The 16,597-nt window shown below is 65.3% G+C and carries 16 protein-coding genes and 3 tRNA genes; 15 read left to right on the top strand and 4 right to left on the bottom strand.

Annotated features, from left to right (window positions below; genetic code table 11):
• Nucleotides 1-10: 10 nt before the first annotated feature.
• The 5 genes from OU11_RS00160 (at nucleotide 11) to OU11_RS00140 (ending at nucleotide 3,751) form a co-directional block, all read left to right on the top strand.
• The gene (locus tag OU11_RS00160; RefSeq protein WP_033513836.1) at nucleotides 11-1,033 is read left to right on the top strand and encodes a ribose-phosphate diphosphokinase; all 1,023 of its coding nucleotides are present in this window, start codon (nucleotides 11-13) and stop codon (nucleotides 1,031-1,033) included.
• 116 nt (nucleotides 1,034-1,149) lie between these two features.
• Nucleotides 1,150-1,220, top strand: a tRNA-Gln gene (locus OU11_RS00155).
• Nucleotides 1,221-1,288: 68 nt separating this feature from the next.
• The gene (glmU, locus tag OU11_RS00150; RefSeq protein WP_033513835.1) at nucleotides 1,289-2,671 is read left to right on the top strand and encodes a bifunctional UDP-N-acetylglucosamine diphosphorylase/glucosamine-1-phosphate N-acetyltransferase GlmU; all 1,383 of its coding nucleotides are present in this window, start codon (nucleotides 1,289-1,291) and stop codon (nucleotides 2,669-2,671) included.
• A 4-nt stretch (nucleotides 2,672-2,675) separates the two neighbouring features.
• Nucleotides 2,676-3,053 (top strand): ribosome silencing factor, encoded by a 378-nt coding sequence (gene rsfS / locus OU11_RS00145; protein ID WP_033513834.1) that lies wholly within the window; start codon nucleotides 2,676-2,678, stop codon nucleotides 3,051-3,053.
• Nucleotides 3,050-3,751, top strand: a complete 702-nt coding sequence (locus OU11_RS00140; protein WP_033513833.1) for a histidine phosphatase family protein — start codon at nucleotides 3,050-3,052, stop codon at nucleotides 3,749-3,751. Before rsfS ends, OU11_RS00140 begins: the two co-directional genes overlap by 4 nt.
• A 102-nt stretch (nucleotides 3,752-3,853) precedes the next feature.
• Here OU11_RS00140 and OU11_RS00135 read toward each other — a convergent pair whose 3' ends face one another.
• Entirely contained in the window at nucleotides 3,854-4,621 is a 768-nt protein-coding gene (locus OU11_RS00135; RefSeq protein WP_033513832.1) for a DUF1287 domain-containing protein, read from the bottom strand.
• A 225-nt stretch (nucleotides 4,622-4,846) separates the two neighbouring features.
• On the opposite strand from OU11_RS00135, the gene OU11_RS00130 reads away from it, so the two are divergent.
• The 3 genes from OU11_RS00130 to OU11_RS00120 all read left to right on the top strand — a co-directional run bounded on the left by OU11_RS00130 (nucleotide 4,847) and on the right by OU11_RS00120 (nucleotide 6,230).
• Nucleotides 4,847-5,911, top strand: coding sequence for a hypothetical protein (locus OU11_RS00130; protein ID WP_052122498.1), 1,065 nt, complete (start codon nucleotides 4,847-4,849; stop codon nucleotides 5,909-5,911).
• A gap of 141 nt (nucleotides 5,912-6,052) precedes the next feature.
• Nucleotides 6,053-6,125, top strand: a tRNA-Ala gene (locus tag OU11_RS00125).
• Nucleotides 6,126-6,157: 32 nt separating this feature from the next.
• A tRNA-Ala gene (locus tag OU11_RS00120) sits at nucleotides 6,158-6,230 on the top strand.
• A 206-nt stretch (nucleotides 6,231-6,436) separates the two neighbouring features.
• On the opposite strand, the gene OU11_RS00115 is transcribed toward OU11_RS00120, so the two are convergent.
• Nucleotides 6,437-6,952 carry a hypothetical protein gene (locus OU11_RS00115; protein WP_033513831.1) on the bottom strand — a complete coding sequence of 172 codons (516 nt, stop codon included), beginning with the start codon at nucleotides 6,950-6,952 and terminating at the stop codon, nucleotides 6,437-6,439.
• A 434-nt stretch (nucleotides 6,953-7,386) separates the two neighbouring features.
• Nucleotides 7,387-7,968: a GNAT family N-acetyltransferase gene (locus OU11_RS00110; protein WP_033513830.1), complete on the bottom strand. Its 582-nt coding sequence runs from the start codon at nucleotides 7,966-7,968 to the stop codon at nucleotides 7,387-7,389.
• Nucleotides 7,969-8,307: 339 nt separating this feature from the next.
• On the opposite strand from OU11_RS00110, the gene OU11_RS00105 reads away from it, so the two are divergent.
• The 3 genes from OU11_RS00105 (at nucleotide 8,308) to OU11_RS00095 (ending at nucleotide 10,624) form a co-directional block, all read left to right on the top strand.
• Entirely contained in the window at nucleotides 8,308-8,934 is a 627-nt protein-coding gene (locus tag OU11_RS00105) for an endonuclease III domain-containing protein (protein ID WP_373869289.1), read from the top strand.
• Between the two features lie 174 nt (nucleotides 8,935-9,108).
• On the top strand, nucleotides 9,109-10,116 hold the full coding sequence (locus OU11_RS00100; RefSeq protein WP_223224069.1) for a VanZ family protein: 1,008 nt from the start codon (nucleotides 9,109-9,111) through the stop codon (nucleotides 10,114-10,116).
• A 103-nt stretch (nucleotides 10,117-10,219) separates the two neighbouring features.
• Complete coding sequence (locus OU11_RS00095; protein ID WP_033513828.1) at nucleotides 10,220-10,624, top strand: pyridoxamine 5'-phosphate oxidase family protein; 405 nt, start codon at nucleotides 10,220-10,222, stop codon at nucleotides 10,622-10,624.
• Nucleotides 10,625-10,737: 113 nt separating this feature from the next.
• Here the strand turns inward: OU11_RS00095 and OU11_RS00090 are convergent, their stop codons facing one another.
• Nucleotides 10,738-11,250: an LURP-one-related/scramblase family protein gene (locus OU11_RS00090; RefSeq protein WP_033513827.1), complete on the bottom strand. Its 513-nt coding sequence runs from the start codon at nucleotides 11,248-11,250 to the stop codon at nucleotides 10,738-10,740.
• Between the two features lie 142 nt (nucleotides 11,251-11,392).
• Between OU11_RS00090 and OU11_RS00085 the strand changes: the two genes are divergently transcribed.
• The 4 genes from OU11_RS00085 to OU11_RS00070 all read left to right on the top strand — a co-directional run bounded on the left by OU11_RS00085 (nucleotide 11,393) and on the right by OU11_RS00070 (nucleotide 16,528).
• The gene (locus tag OU11_RS00085; protein ID WP_033513826.1) at nucleotides 11,393-12,958 is read left to right on the top strand and encodes a S10 family peptidase; all 1,566 of its coding nucleotides are present in this window, start codon (nucleotides 11,393-11,395) and stop codon (nucleotides 12,956-12,958) included.
• 216 nt (nucleotides 12,959-13,174) lie between these two features.
• Nucleotides 13,175-14,161: a hypothetical protein gene (locus tag OU11_RS00080; protein WP_033513825.1), complete on the top strand. Its 987-nt coding sequence runs from the start codon at nucleotides 13,175-13,177 to the stop codon at nucleotides 14,159-14,161.
• Nucleotides 14,162-14,274: 113 nt separating this feature from the next.
• Nucleotides 14,275-14,493 carry a DUF2628 domain-containing protein gene (locus OU11_RS00075; RefSeq protein WP_033513824.1) on the top strand — a complete coding sequence of 73 codons (219 nt, stop codon included), beginning with the start codon at nucleotides 14,275-14,277 and terminating at the stop codon, nucleotides 14,491-14,493.
• Nucleotides 14,494-14,608: 115 nt separating this feature from the next.
• Nucleotides 14,609-16,528 (top strand): DUF5696 domain-containing protein, encoded by a 1,920-nt coding sequence (locus tag OU11_RS00070; protein ID WP_033513823.1) that lies wholly within the window; start codon nucleotides 14,609-14,611, stop codon nucleotides 16,526-16,528.
• Nucleotides 16,529-16,597 lie beyond the last annotated feature (69 nt).

Raw genomic sequence — 16,597 nt, 5'->3', positions numbered from 1 at the left:
GTTTGGAGACATGGTGAGCGCAATCCTTGCAGGCAAGCCCGATAAGAACCTCATTCTCGTCACGGGGCGTACCCACCCCAAGCTGGCCGTCGACGTGGCCGAGCAGCTCGGCATCGATGTCCTGGAGACCACCGCCTACGACTTCGCCAACGGCGAGATGTACGTGCGCTACACCGAATCAGTGCGCGGCGCGGACGTCTTCGTCCTGCAGAGCCATGCCAATCCGATCAACAAGTCGATCATGGAGCAGCTCATCATGATCGACGCGCTGAAGCGCGCCTCCGCGCGTTCCATCACGGCGGTCTGCCCGCTGCTCGGCTATTCGCGTCAGGACAAGAAGCACCGCGGGCGCGAGCCGATCTCCTGCCGTCTGATGTTCGACCTGCTGAAGACCGCCGGCGCCGACCGCATCATGTCGGTCGACCTGCACGCCGCGCAGTCGCAGGGCTTCTTCGACGGTCCGGTCGACCATCTGATCGCGATGCCGGTGCTGGTCGACTACATCCGTGACCGTTTCCTCAACCAGCTGGACAACGTCACTGTCGTCTCCCCGGACGCCGGCCGCATCCGCGTGGCCGAGCAGTGGGCGCAGCGCCTGGGCGGCGGTCCGCTGGCCTTCGTGCACAAGACGCGCGACATCACCCGTCCGAACCGCGCCGTCGCCAACCGCGTGGTCGGTGACGTCGAAGGCAAGGATTGCGTGCTCGTCGACGACCTGATCGACACCGCCGGCACCATCGCGGGCGCCTGCAAGGTGCTGCGCGAGTCGGGCGCCAAGTCCGTGACCGTCGTCGCCACGCACGGCGTGCTGTCCGGCCCGGCCGTGGAACGGCTCCGGGACTGCGGCGCGCGCGAGGTCGTGCTGACCGACACGGTGCCGATCCCGGAGGAGAAGCGTTGGGACGGCCTGACCGTGCTGTCGATCGCGCCGCTGCTGGCCAGCGCCATCCGCGCCGTGTTCGAGGACGGCTCGGTCGCCGAACTGTTCGACACGTATCCCGAGCATCACGGGCAGGGCTTCCTGTTCGCCTGACGGCATGCGCCGGACCGTGCCGCGTGGCCCCCGGAACCACGGGGCAACCCGCGGAATCGGTTGACGTGGTCCAGCCGTATGGCATAATGAACACTTGGCGGGATTCGTTCCGCCGTTCCCCCATGGTGTAATGGCAGCACACGGGTCTTTGGAACCCTTTGTCTTGGTTCGAGTCCAGGTGGGGGAGCTTGTTGCCGGGGCGGTGGCCCTCGCGGCCGTCGCCTCAGGCGAATCCACGAGGGAATGGAGCATACCATGGCATTATCCGCCGCCATCATCCTCGCCGCCGGCGAGGGCACCCGCATGCGTTCGAACACCCCGAAGGTGCTGCACACCTTTGCCGGCAAGACCTTCCTCGAGCGTGTCATGGCTTCCGTGGCCGCACAGTCGCCGTCCACACTCGCCGTCGTCGTGCACTATCAGGCCGAGCGTGTGGCCGCGGCGGCGCGCTCGTACGACGAGCATGTCGAAATCGTCAACCAGGACGACATCCCCGGCACCGGCCGCGCCGTGCAATGCGCGATGACCCAGCTGGCCGAACGCGGCGAGCTCGACGGCCCCGTGCTCATCGCGGCCTCCGATATGCCGCTGCTCGACGCGGGCACCCTGCGCGACCTGCTCGCCTTCCACGAAACCAGCGGCAATGGCGCCACCGTGCTGACCACCATCCTCGACGACCCGACCGGATACGGGCGCATCATCCGCGACAGCGACGGCAACGTGCTGCGCATCGTGGAACAGAAGGACGCCAACAGCAGCGAACTCGCCGTCAAGGAGGTCAACACCTCCGTCTACGTGTTCGACGCCGCCGTGCTGGCCAAGTCCATCGCCGGACTCAAGTCGGATAACGCGCAGGGCGAGTTCTACCTGACCGACGCGTTGGAGATGGCCAAGGCCGACGGCAAGGTCGGCGCGTTCGCCGCGCCCGACCCGCTGAGCGTGGAAGGCGTCAACGACCGCGTGCAGCTCGCCGCGCTGTCCAAGGCGTACAACCGTCGCGTCTGCGAACGCTGGATGCGCGAGGGCGTGACCATCCTCGACCCGGAGACCACGTGGATCGAGGACGATGTCGAAATCGCCCGCGACGCCACCATCCTGCCCGGCTCATTCCTGCAGGGGCATACGGTCATCGGCGAGGGCGCGGTCGTCGGCCCGTACACCACGCTGATCGACGCGGTCGTCGACGAGGGCGCCACCGTCGAACGCTCCCGCATCCAGGGCACGCATATCGGCGCGGAGGCCACTATCGGGCCGTGGACCTATCTGCGCCCCGGCAACGACCTGGGTGTGGGGTCCAAGGCCGGCGCGTTCGTGGAGATGAAGAACGCGCACATCGGCGACGGCACCAAGGTGCCGCACCTGAGCTACGTGGGCGACGCCGAACTCGGCGAGCACACGAACATCGGCGGCGGCACGATCACCGCCAACTACGACGGCGTGCACAAGCACCGCACCAAGGTCGGCTCCAACGTGCACATCGGCGCGGGCAATCTGTTCGTGGCCCCCGTCGAGGTCGGCGACAACGTGACCTCCGGCGCCGGTTCCGTCATCCGCCACACCGTGCCGGACGACGCGATGGTCTACTCCGAGAACACGCAGCATGTGGTCGAGGGCTGGAAGCCCGCTTGGGAGCGCTGAGCCGATGACCGCAGCGCACACCACCATCGACGCGATCCGCATCGCCGCCACGGCCGCCGACCGGCTCAAGGCCTCGGACATCGTGGCCTTCGACGTGACCGACCTGCTCGCCTTCACCGAGGTGATGATGATCGCCTCAGCCTCGAACGAACGCCAGGTGCTCGCCATCGCCGAGGAAGTGGAGAAGGACCTGTACCTCAAGACCAAGCGTTCGGCGCGTTCGCGCGAAGGCCTGACCGAGGGGCAGTGGATTCTGCTCGACTACGGCGACTTCGTCATCCACATCATGCATCAGGAGTCGCGCGACTACTACGGGCTCGAACGCCTGTGGCGCGATCAGCCGACCGTCGACCTGCAGCTTGAACATCCGGAGGAGTCATGAGCCAGCACGTCCGTTCCGTCTTCCTCGTCCGTCACGGCCGCACCTCGTACAACGCGGCGCACCGTCTGCAGGGGCAGGTCGACATCCCGCTCGACGAGGTCGGCCGCTGGCAGGTCGAACGCACCGGCGAGACGCTGCGTGAACTGTACGTGGAGCGTCGTCCCGATGTAACGAACCGCATCGTCGTCGCCTCCGATCTGGGCCGTGCCGCCGCCACCGCGCACGCCTTCGCCGATCCGCTGGGATTGGACGTGCGGTTGGATCCGCGCGTGCGCGAGCGCAGCTTCGGCGAATGGGACGGCGTGGCCGTGGACGAGCTCGCCGAACGCTATCCGGAGGATTACCGGTCGTGGGCCGAATTCCGCGGCGGCGAGATGAAATACGGCGCCGAACCGAAGGAGGCCGTGGGCCGTCGCGGCGTCGAGGCGATTACCGAGTGGGCCGCACAGGGCGACGAACACACCGACCTGTTCGTGTTCTCGCACGGGGCGTGGATCTCGCAGACGCTGCAGACGCTGCTCGGCATCAGCGAGGCGTACCCCGATTTCGCCAGCGTGTTGTCGATGCGCAACGCGCATTGGGTGCGGCTGCTGCCGTTGGATCTGAGCGACGGCGGCATGCGGTGGCGTCTGATGGAATACAACCATGGGCCCTCCATCGCCGATACGCCGCTGTGGGAGAACCCGCCGCTCGGCTGAGCGACGCACGGAATCGTCGGATGCCCCGGAATCACAGGTGATTCCAGGGCATCCGACGTTCTGCAGGTACGTGAACCGACGGGGAAGGCGCGTGGGGTGCGCCTAGCCGTTCCACGGCCGCAATACGTCCTGCGGGACCTGCGAGGCGTCGAAACGGTAGTGGCCGGTCACGCTCATGTGCTTGCGGAACGTCAGGTAGTCGTTCTCGCGTTGCCGCTGGCCCATGTTGTGGATGATGAACGGCAGTCCGTCCTTGTCCCGTAGGTCCGAGACCACGCCGATATGACGGGTGTACTCGAACACCACGATGTCCCCGCCCTGCCAGGCGGCCACGTCGGCGGTTTCGGTGGTCAGCGATTGCCCGTATTTCGAGAAGAACACGTCGAGCACGCCGGTGCGGCGGAAGTCGATGTTCGGATCGGGTGAGGGCGAGACGTCCGCATAGTCGGCGGGATGGGCGGCGATGTCGGCGTCCACCATCGCCTTGAGATCGTATCCGGCCTCGGCGAACGCGCGCCAGACCACATCGGTGCAGGCGCCCCGGTCCGCAGGCGGGTAGCCGCCCTGGTAATACCCGTCATCGTAGGTCGGGGCGGCCTCGGCGTCCTTGCGGGCACCGTTGAGGATATCCGTGTAGTCGTCCACGCCGTCGCCGTCGAAATCCACGGGGCTCGGCGTCATCGGGTAACGTTCCCGCATCGACTCTTCCGCGGCGTCCACGGTGCCGGACGGTGGCGTGATGACGCCGGATGATGCCAGATACCCGACGGTTCCGGCGATAATCGCCGCAGCCGCGGCGATCGCGGTGACCAGCAGCGCGATCCGGCGTCCGGTACGGCGGCGCGGCGGCGTGAATGAACCATGGTGCATCGTATATCCCCCTATTCCACGTGCAGTTCCTGCCTCGAATCTACACCGCGCCATGGTGTGGCTCCGTGGGGCTTCGGCATCCGTCACGTCTCCGACACAACCGGCGGCGCCGCGGGCGGCCGGACCTCGGTATGGGTATGGGCGTTGCGACGGTATGGTGAAAATTCGGATGCTTTCAGCGTAAGTCCAGCGTATCGGCAAGGAACGTGGCTACGGTCGGAAGCCGTGAGAAACTTCTTCAAGGGATTGTCCGTCACACAGCTCAGCGCGGGGGCGCTGGCCGCCGTCGCCTCGTTCCTGTTATCCGCGAAGATCGGCATCGCGGGATCGGTCATCGGCGTCGCCGTCGGTTCGGTGGTCTCCGCGGTGGTATCGCAGATCTATCAGAACGTGGTCAAGGCCTCGTCCGAGAAACTGCAGAACGTCGCGCCGTTCCGCAATCCCGGCGGTGTCGGCGGAGACGAGGCCACCGAGGGGGATGCGACCGGTACGGGTGCGCAAACCGTGTCGATGACGGCCGTGATGCCCGCATGCGGCGAATCGCGCGAAGCCACGCGCGTGCTGCCGGTGTCGTCGGCGGACCAGGGAACCGTGGGGCGGACGGTGCGCGGCACAAGCTCGGCGAACATCCGGACGGGCGTGCGATCGGGCGTGCGGTCGGGCGAATCGGGGCGCGTCACTGCGGCCCATGCCGGTGGGGCTCGGTCGTCCGGACGGCAAACCGGCGGCGGACGTGCGGCGATCGCCGTCGCCGTGCTCAGCGCCCTGGCTGCGGTCGGTGTGACTGCGGGCATCATCCTGGCGGTGACCCAGGGGCAGGGGACGGACAGCGTGGTGCGCGACTGGGTCGACTCGTCGCATGTGGAGCAACGGCCGGCGCCCGGGCATGACGGCACGGACGGCAAGGATCCCTCCGATGGCGCCGCCGTGGAAGGCGACACGACCGATGATGCTGGTTCGGATGGGAGCGTGTCCTCGCCCGACGTGCAGGACGATGAGCAATCCGGCGTGGCCGGCGAGACGCAGGGCGGCACATCAAACGGGGGAGTAGGCGACAAGGCCGACACGTCGGATGCGACCGGCGGAAGCGACGGCGCGGCATCCGGCGACAACGCCGGCGGCGGCACCGATGACGGTGGCGACCCGTCTTCGGACGCGTCGACCGACTTGGGCGGAGCGAACGGAACGGGTACAAACGGAACGGGTGCGACGGAGGACGGTTCGCACGCGGCCGATTCGGGAACGACCGGGGCAACGACGGGCGCACAGACGGGCGATGCGCAGCCGTGAACCTCGTAGACCAGACGGTCAGGGGCGCACCGCGTAACCTGCAGGTCGTGCGCGGTTCACGGGTTCGACACGCCGGTTTGCTGAATCCGCGACGGTGTTGTAATGTATCTAAGGCTCTTCGAGAGCGCAAGAACTGAACACGGGGCTATGGCGCAGCTGGTAGCGCATCTCCATGGCATGGAGAGGGTCAGGGGTTCGAATCCCCTTAGCTCCACGAAAGCCGCAAGGCTTCTCACAATTGAATACGGGGCTATGGCGCAGCTGGTAGCGCATCTCCATGGCATGGAGAGGGTCAGGGGTTCGAATCCCCTTAGCTCCACATCTTAAGGGTTCCGGGCATCGCCCGGGACCCTTTTTCGTTGCCTGAAAACCCCGGTATTCCAACGTTTCCGAGCGTTTCCCAGGGTATGGGCCAGATTGCGTGTCCGGTGGTGGGTTATTCGGTGCTCGACGACCAAAATGCAGCCGTCGGTCACGAGTTGCCATGCTTGTTCGGAGTGGGCGTGTGGATCATGCCGTTTGGCTTTACGCTCCACGGGTCGGGGGGACTTCGGCCGTTTTGGGTCTTCCCGCTTTCGCCCCGCGCTTGGCGGCCCATGCGGCGACTGCGTGCTCCGAATATAGCGGCCCCTGGGAGGTCTCAATAACGGGCTTGGGGAATGTTGCGATCTTGGGAAACATCGCCGCACGCTGTCGCGACACTCCGGTCATGCGTGCAATTTCGGCATATCCGACAACCTTGGGGAACAGGGGTTCGCGGTTGAGCAGGCGAGCCTTGTCCTGCTCGATTACATTGATGCCGGATATGTCTGCACTGTTCAATGTTGACGCGTCGGAGAACATGACGAGTGCTACGGATATCGCTTCCATGGCGGAGGCTGCTGTGACGCTTATGGTCAGGCTGCCCCCCATGCCATCCGGGTTCAATGCGGCTGATGCGCCATGTTCCGCGAATTCTTCGATGAGGTCAAATAAGGTTTCCTCTTCAATGGGGATGCTTGTTGTGAAATCGACCGTCACCTGCCAGTCTCTCCCAGTCATGCGCCACCTCCTGCAAACCGTAGACGATGGAATGGCCCGCGACGATCGAGGTCGACTTCGCGGGCCCACCGCTCACCCGAGAAAACCTCCGCGACGCAGGTACTTCATGCAGTTGTCGTACCATCTGGCATCCGAAGGTGTCTTGTGTATGGCTACTGCCTGTTTCGTTGTGTCGGGCGGGTAACACATCCATCCCTTTTTCATGGGTTTGATGCGCCATCCCTGTTCCTCGAGCTGTTCGAGGAGCGGTGCGATGCGTTTATCCTGTATGGGACAACCTTCCATCGTCGTTGCCAGCGAAATTGCTGACAATGTCAATAATATCAAAATTGTTGACGTTGTCAACGGTCGGTAAAGCTTGCTCGGTCGTGGATGGCGGATTCGGATGCGATCCGGGAGCGAACTGAACATCCATGGCCGGTTGCGCCGTTGGATTATTGCGCGTTTGCGACCTTGGCTTCCCACTCCTCGCGGGTGATGCGGCGGATGGCTTGGTCGCGCCAGACGTCGCCCAGCAGTTCCCTTCGCACATGCGGTTCGATGCGGATGAGCCGCAGGCCGAGTTTGTCCATCACGCGGGAGGATTTCGTGTTCTCCACATTGTGCGTGCCCCAGATCGCCTGTAGGCCCAGGTCCTCGAACCCGTGGCGCAGCAGCGCACGCGCCGCCTCCGGAATGAGACCCTGTCCCCAATACGGTTCGCCGATCCAGTATCCGATTTCCATGTCCGAGGGCTGGTATCCCGGTGTGTTGATGACGGACTCGGACGGCTGCTGATGCAATCCGATGCTGCCGATGGGTTCGTCGGTCCGCTTGAGTACGACGGCGTAGGTCTCCGGCGCATTCAGCACCGTGCGGATAATCTCGGCGCTCTCTTCAACGCTCGTGTGCGGCCGCCAGCTCGCGGCGGGCCCTACATTCGGGTTGCTGGCATAGGTGAACAGCGCCTGCGCGTCCGCGGTGTCGCCCACCCTCCAAGGCCTCAATATCAGTCGTTCCGTTTCCAACACGGTCATGAAGATTCCCTCTTGTTATCGGATTACTACCGTTACAATCCATTGGCTTATCACCATAATCACGTGTGCGTGTTGTCGCAAGGGTGCGACAACACGGCGTTTGAGTGGTTGTCTGGCGTGCGTGTTGTCGCAAGCGTGCGACAACACGGCGATTACGTGGTTGGCTAGTGCGCGTGTTGTCGCATGAGCGGGTTGCAGGGCCGGCACAGATGCGTATGGAATGCAGCATGGTAGTATGTCGCGCATTGCTTCAGTGGGCATGTGAAGGCTGGAGGTGGAATCGTGGATGATCGCCGGCGGATTGATGTGCGCGGCCTGTACGAACTGCTGCTGGACCGCATGGGCCCCACACACTGGTGGCCGGCCGATTCACGGTTCGAGATCGCCATCGGCGCGATCCTGACCCAGAACACCGCCTGGGACAATGTGGAGATGGCGCTCGGCCGGATGAAGGCGGCCGACGTGCTGGACGCCCGCTCGATCGTCGACATGCCGGACGAAACGCTGTGGGCGATGATTCGCCCGACTGGATACTACCGGCTGAAGGCCACGTATCTGCGTGCGTTCTGCCAGTGGTTCCTGGACCTGGGGGAGTGGAAAGGCGACGGCGACATCCCCTCCCTTGTGCGGGAACTCGACGACGACGCGCTGCGCCGGGAGCTGCTGGCCATCCGTGGTGTGGGCGGCGAGACCGCCGATGATCTGCTGCTGTACGTGTTCGATCGTCCGGCGTTCATCGCCGACCGCTACGCCCGGCGCATGTTCGAAACGCTGGGCGTGACCGACTTGCCGCAATCCTACGAGGGGTTCCGTCGCCGTGTCATGCCGCATATCGATGTGGACTCCTGGAGCATCCCCGAATTCCAGGAGTTCCACGGCCTGATCGACGAGCTCGGCAAGACCTGCCGTACACCGGAGGACTGGAACCGCACCATTGTGGCGGAATACCGTATGACGCTGCCCTGATCGCCATAGACGGGGGAGTCTCATCCCGTCGGCCGATATCCCCGTTCGCGGCGCTTTCGAATACGCCCCAGGGCCGACTGCGCGCTCGTACGGCGCGGCGTACCGTAGAATCAACGACGGCGTACGCGTGTCGGAAGGTGTACGCCGGACCGAAGACAGGGAGACGAATCTATCATGATGGCGTTCATCGGCGGGTTCAGCCAGCCGTTCATCCTCGCGGTGATCCTGTGGCCGTTCATGTCGGCGCTGCTGACGCTGCCCGTGCTGGCGTATCTGTACCATCGCGAGAACCGCATCAGGTTCACCTCGGTGCTCGCCTCCTACGGGTCGGTGCTGTATCTGTTGTCGCTGGCCTGCTTCACCCTGTATCCGCTGCCCGAGGATCCGGAACGCTACTGCGCCGCCCATCATGTGACGCCTCAGCTGGACGTGTGGCGGTTCGTCGGCGACCTGCAGTACGGCGGACTGGACGCCTTGCTGCAGATCCTGTTCAACGTGGTCTTCTTCATGCCGTTGGGATTCATCCTCGGACGGTTCGTGCGCATGCGGCTGCGGTTCGCCCTGCCGCTGTGCTTCCTGACCTCCCTGCTGATCGAAACCTCCCAGCTGACCGGAATCTTCGGCCTATACCCCTGTGCCTACCGTCTGTTCGACGTGGACGACCTGATCTGGAACACGTCGGGCGGCCTGCTCGGCCTTGTCGTCGCCATCATCGCCAACCATCTGATCCCCACGCGCGCGGTGGACGACGACGTCATCACCACGCAACCCGGATTCCTGCGCCGGTCGGTGGCGTTCTGCATCGACTACGCGTGGACGCTGGTGCTCTACGTGCCGTTGACCTCGCTCATCTACCTCATCGAAGTGAACGTCACCGGATCCCGTCCGCTGACGTTCACGATGGGCGGCGTGATGTTCCTCGGCTGCTATGCGGTGATGGAACTGCTCATTCCCGCCGCACGGCACGGGCGCACGCTGGGCTCCGGATTCGTGCGCATGAGCGTGGAGACGAAACCCAGAACCGGGTTCCGCCGCGCCGCGTTCTTTCTGGTCCGCTTCGGCGTGCTCGCCGTTGTGGCCCACTGGTTCGCCGGCGCCGGACAGGCTTGGATGGGATGGTTCACGCTCGCGCTCATCGTGTTCTGGATCGCCGCGCACCGCATGCCCTACGACTTCATCTGATCGGACGAACGTGAGCTTGGCCACACCGCCGGCTGTTCGCATGGCGAACACGACCGGGGTGAAGTACTCTGGAAGCACCGCGTTTTTCGAAAGGACGGATGCCATGGCCATGCTCACCGAAGAGATGAAGACCTTCATCGAGAACAACCTCGCCTGGGTCGCCACCGTTAGCAAGGACGGCGAACCCGATCTGGGTCCCAAGATGTCGACGTACGTGATCGACGACAATCACATCGCCTACCACGAGCGCACCGCCGGACAGATGTACCGCAACCTGCTGGACGGCAGCCCGCTGGTCATCGCCGTCGCCAATCTGGCCGAGAAGAAGGGCTACCGGTTCCGCGGCACCGTGACCCTGCACACCGAGGGCGAGATCTACGACGCCCAGGTCAAGGTCGCCCAGGAACGGGGCACCAAGATCCCGACCTGCGTGCCGGTGCTGGAGGTCACCGAAATCCAGGACCTGACCCCGGGACCCACCGCCGGCAAGACCATCGTCAAGGACTGATCTGACCGCTCCGATATGCATCATGCCCATCCGGGAACACGCTCCGGATGGGCATGATACGTATCGGGCTTGTTCCGCCCCCCCCGTGGAGGAGATGCATGCCTCCGAGCCATTCAGGCCACGGATGAAGCCGCGGACGAGGCGGACGAGGAATCCCGATCGGCCTTGACCTTGTCGATGGCCACCACCAGGGCGACGATCAGCGTTTCCAACGCATCCTCGACAATCGTGACCTCGTAGGAGTCTCCCCAGCTCAGCCAGCGTTGCGTGATCGCCGCCACCTGCACGCCGTTGCGGGACACGGTGAAGTTCATATCCCACCAGTCGCCCTCGATCGCCAGCCCCTGCGCGTCGATGCGGTACCGGGGTCGGAAGAAGGAGAACTCCTGGTCGATGGCGGCCACTTCGGCGTCACCCATGAACACGCTGAAATGCGGCAGCCAGCTGAACGTCTTCTTCTCTACGCGGGCCACCTCGAACCCGTTCACGTCCCTGATCGAGAACGACTTGGGGATCTGCAGGAAACTGCCCTCCACCGTGTATACGGGCCGCTGCGCCCCATCGGTGACGGTGAACTGCTCGCCGCCGAACGTGAACATCTTCTGCTTGATGTACAGCTGCTTCATGGAATCAGCATTGTAGGTTCGCACTACTTCGGGATGCAAATCCGACAGGGGCGGAAAGCCGGGACTTGGAAGAGGTAATCCCGAAGTAGTGCGAACCGTATCATGGGATACATCCTGTCCATCACCGAGCAAAGGATGATCAATGACCGATCAGGACGCCACCACGACGCAGACACAGGCCGCAAACGCCGACAAGGAGCATCTGCCCGAGCCTTACGAGAAGACCACCCGCCACAGCATCACGCTGGACGGGCGGGAGTGGCGCTATGACGCCACGCTGGGCACCATCGACATCGACACCGCCAAGGCCAAACCGGCCGCCAGCATCTTCTTCGCCGCGTTCAACGCCGTGGACGATCAGGGTGCCGTGGACCCGAGCCGCCCCGTGACGTTCATCTTCAACGGCGGCCCGGGCTCCAGCTCCACGTTCCTGCTGTTGGGGTCCATCGCGCCCAAGCGCATCGACGTGACCGACACGGACCCCGTGCCCGCCGCCCCCTACACGCTCGCCGACAACCCGGAGACCCTGCTGCCGGTCAGCGACCTGGTGTTCATCGACGCCGCCGGCGCCGGCTTCTCGACCATCCTGGACAAGGCCAAGCCCGAACTGTGGAGCGTGGACGGCGACGTCAAGGGCTTCAGCGCGTTCATCCGAGCCTACCTGAGCAAATACCGCCGTTGGAACTCGCCCAAGTACGTGCTCGGCGAATCCTATGGCACCACCCGTGGCGCCGCGCTCTCGTACCGCCTCCAGCAGGACGGCGTGTCCCTGAACGGTCTGGTGCTCATCTCGAACATCCTCGACTATGCGCATGTGTTCGACACCAGCGACCAATGCTACGTCGGCTACTTCCCGACCTACGCCTCGGTGGCGCACTACCACGGCAAGGCCGGCCGGGATCTCACGCTCGAGGAGCATCTGGCACAGGCGCGTGCCTTTGCCGACGGTCCGCTGCGCCTGGCGCTCGCCGCCGGCGCCCGTCTGGACGATGCATCGAAGCGCCGGGTGGCGGAACGGTACGCCGAACTGACCGGCCTGGACGTCGACTACGTATTCGCCTCCGATCTGCGGGTGCTCGACACCCGGTTCCGCAAGCGTCTGCTGCTCGAGCAGAGCCGGATCGTGGGACGGTACGACGGCCGCGCCGCCGGCTACGATCTCGATCCGGTCAGCGACGACGAGACCTTCGTGGTCGACGACGCCTACCTCGATCCCGCGTATTCCAGCCTGGTCAACGCCTATCTGCGTGACGAGCTGGGGTGGGACCGCGTCCCCGAACGCCGGGGGTTCGCCGATTTCGACTGGGAGTCCACCGAGCCGGGCAAGGGGTGGATGTGGTGGCACCGGCTGCCGTCGCACACCAAGTCCGTCGAGGGCGAGATCATCCCGTTCCCGTCGGTCACGGCGGACCTGGCGGCGGCGATCGTGCACCAGCCCACGTTGAAGGTGCTGATCGGCAGCGGCTGGTACGACCTGTGCACGCCATTTTTCCAGACCGAGTGCGACATCGACCACCTGGGCCTGCCCAAGCCGCTGCGGGGCAACGTGGCGTTCACCTACTATCCGGCCGGCCACATGCTGTATTCGGCCAAGGAGAGCCTGCGGAAGTTCTCCGCCGACCTCAAGCGGTTCTACGCGGCCAACGCGGCCGATCTGCCGTCCATCGACGAACGTCCCGCACTGCCTGCGCCGAGTCTGGACGTGTGACCCCGGATGCCGCCGGCATGGCCGCAAGGCCGTGCCGGCGATTGCGCGGGTGAGGCGTTGAACCGTCCGGCGGTGCACGGTGCATAACCGCCGATTCATCCACTTGTCCACATTTTTCCATGATGCGGTGGCGCGCTGCCGCGAACTGTGGCATGCTATCTGGCAACGCCGCTTGGGGGGTGCGGCGCAACGACCGGTTCATGAAAGGGGTGCGCCATGGCGCAGAACGAAACAATCGAGGCATGGGTGGAGCGGTTCAAGGCCGACACCGACAACCAGTACGTGACCGAACCGCATGTTCCACGGGCGGCCGGGGTGCTGAGGCTCATCGGAAGCGGGGCGGCGGAGCGCGGGTTCGAAATCCCGTCGTCGCACGACGCCGACCTGGCGGAGCAGTACGGCGACGATGTGCGGTGGGCCCATATCGTGTTCAAGGTGGAGGACGTGATCTATTTCCTGCGCGTGCAGGAACTATGCGCGCCGAACGCGCCGCGTCGGGACCCCGCCATGGTGGGCAAGGCCGCCCGCGGTCCACGGTGGCTGGCGGAACGGGCGCGTGAATTCGTGGGCACCGGGCTGCTGCAGGTGGCGATACGCTCCGACGGGGATGATTCCTGCCGCAGGACGGCCAAGGACACGACCACTTCATCATTGGAAGAGAAGATCCCATCCGTCCTCAACGAATTCGTCGCCGCGCTCGACCGACGGCGCAAGCAGCGCAAGCAACGTGAGGAATGGGAGGGCGTCAAGGAGCGTGCGCGTCAGCGGTACGATTTCGACCGGATGATAGCCCTTATCGACCATCAGGCGGAACAGTACCAGGCGATGGCGAAACGCCGGGAATTCCTGTCCGCGCTGGAACGGGCGATGGATCGCTACACGGGTGCCGACCGTGACGAGGTGGGGCAGCGGATCGCGCTGCTGCGCAGGCGCATCGAAGCGGAGGATCCGGGCCTGCACCCCGAACTGCTCGACGTCACCGTGCCCGACCCGACCGACGAGCAGCTCGAACCATATATGGAAGGCTGGAGCGCGGAAGGACCGTATCGTGTGCCGGCGTGGACGGTGCACGAGCGCGCCCGCCGTCCGGAACAGATGGGTCCGGGGCGATCCGACGGGTATGACGGCGGATACGGGTCGTCGTCCTGCTATGCGGGCCAGTACGGGTCGGGGCCGGCGGACTGCTGGCAACCGGGCTACTGACAGGCGTCGCGATGGCGGCGGGTCGCCGCACGGCGTGCGCCGATGGCCGGACCGTGCGATGCCGAACGCCGCCCCTCGATATACTGGATGGGCGACAATCCAATCGGGAGGCGATGATGAACAACGGACGCAAGACGCACCGCGGATTCTATATCTTCTGCGCGGTGTTCTTCATCCTCGGCGGTATCTGGCTGGCGGTCGCCGGCGCCTGGCCGGCCGCCGTGCTGTTCGTCATCGTCGGCATCGCCTTCGCCGTGGCCTCCTACCGGATCGGTGTCCGGCAGAAGCGGCGGCGCGAACAGATCCGCCGGGACGCCGGCTTCACCGACTGACCGTTCCGGGATCCGGCGGTGCGGACGTCCCGCCGCATGACGTGACGGACGGGCCCTCCGCGGTCCCGTCATCGTCGGCATCGTGTCCCGCGGGACTTCAAGGAAAGGAACCGGTATGATCGCATGCGACTGCGCCGGCACTCTCGTCGAACTCGACGAGACGACCGCACGGATGACCATCGTCCGCGACGGACACCGTTGGCGGACATCCGAGGCGACGCAACCGGCATTGCGGATCGCGGGCCAGGTGGTCGCCATCCCCTTCTGCCAAGCCGAACACATCACCGCCGAGCGCCGCACCACCGGCACGGGAGAGGCGGTGACGGTCCGCTACGAGGGATTCGCCGGCACCGACTACGCCTTCGAAACCCACGTATGGATCGAATCGACCACCGGCGATATCATCGCCGAATGGGTGCCGCTGAACGACGCCGCACTGGACGTGACCCGCGTCACCTGGCCCGCGCCGTTCGCATTCGACGAGCCGAACGGCGACTGGGTCACGCTCATCACCCACGGCCAAGGCACCATGATCCCCAACGACTGGCCCACGCCCACGTCCGCCATCCCGTTCGACGGGCGCTACTGGACCGAAGGCGGCTACATGCCGTTCCACGCCCAGATCCGCGACCTCGGGCACCCCGACGCGGCGGGATACGTGGCCATCTGCGAGACGCCCGCCAACGCCGGATACGTCATCGACCATCCGGCGCACGGCCCCCACACGCATATCGGCACCTGGTTCGAACCCAGCCTGGGACGCATGGATTATCGCCGCACGGTCCGCTACCGGCTGCTCGCCGGCGAACACGCCACCATCACCGGCGTGGCCAAAACCTATCGCGCTTGGGCCGACGAACACGGCCTGCTGCGCACGCTCGCCGAAAAAGCCGTGCGCAACCCCTCCATACGGCAGCTGCCCGGCTGTATGTGGATGCACGTCGGCGCCAAAACGCACGTCCAACCCGATTCGTCCATGTACGATGCGGAGCATCCGGAACGCAACGACGCGCTCGTCACCTTCGGCCGGCGCGCCGACCAGCTGCGCGCGTTGCGCAAGGCCGGCGTCGACCGGCTGTACATGCACCTCGACGGCTGGGGGCAGCCCGGATACGACAACCAGCACCCCGACTACCTGCCGGCCTGCGCCGAAGCCGGTGGATGGGAGGGGCTGCGCGCGCTCGCCGACACCGCGCACGAGTGCGGGTACCTGTTCGGCCTGCACGACCAGTACCGCGACTACCATTGCAACGCCGCCACGCACGACGACCGCAACGCCGTGCGTCTGGCCGACGGTTCGATCCCCGAACACGCGCGCTGGGCCGGAGGCCGCCAGCAATACCTGTGCGGGCGGCTCGCCCCCGACTACGTCAAGCGCAACTACCGGGAGATCGCCGCGCACGGCGTCGAGCTCGACGGCACCTATCTGGACGTGTTCACCTGCAACGAGGGCGACGAATGCGCGAACCCCGAGCACCGCATGAGCCGGGCCGACTGCTACCGGGAACGCGCCCGCTGCCTCCGCTGGCTGCTGTCGCGCGGCATCCTCACCAGCTCCGAGGAGGTGGCGGACTGGGCCATGCCCGTGCTCGTGTTCTGCCATTACGCGCCTTACGATTTCCAGCTCGCCGCGCCGGACGCGCCGCGCGGGGGCGTGCCCGTGCCGCTGCAGAACCTCGTCTACCACGACTGCGTCATCGAACCGTGGATGATGGACCGTGTGGAGGGCGGGGACGACTACATGCTGTATGCGCTGCTCAACGGGGGAGCACCCTACCTGATTCGTGACGCCGCCTACGCGGGCATCGACGGCGATGTGGGCGGGGCCGGGGTCGCCGGCACGCTGGAGGACGACATCGCGCGATGCCGTGTGGTCGCCGACCTGCACCGCCGGGTGGGCCTGCTGGAGATGACCGGATTCGATGTCGTGGACGGCGACGTGTTCCGGCAGCGCACCGTCTTCGCCGACGGCACCAGCGTGAGCGTGGACCTGCGGGAAGGAACCTACCGTATCGTTTTCGGCGACGTTGCTTGACGGCGCGCCATCGCGTGTATATAGTGTGTATAGAGGGTATATACACTCGCGCTCTTCCGGGAGGACGCT

This window comes from Bifidobacterium pullorum DSM 20433, from assembly GCF_000771405.1.
Lineage (GTDB): Bacteria > Actinomycetota > Actinomycetes > Actinomycetales > Bifidobacteriaceae > Bifidobacterium > Bifidobacterium pullorum.
The sequence above is the reverse complement of the archived record's forward strand: the minus strand, read 5'-3'. Positions and strand labels throughout refer to the sequence as shown.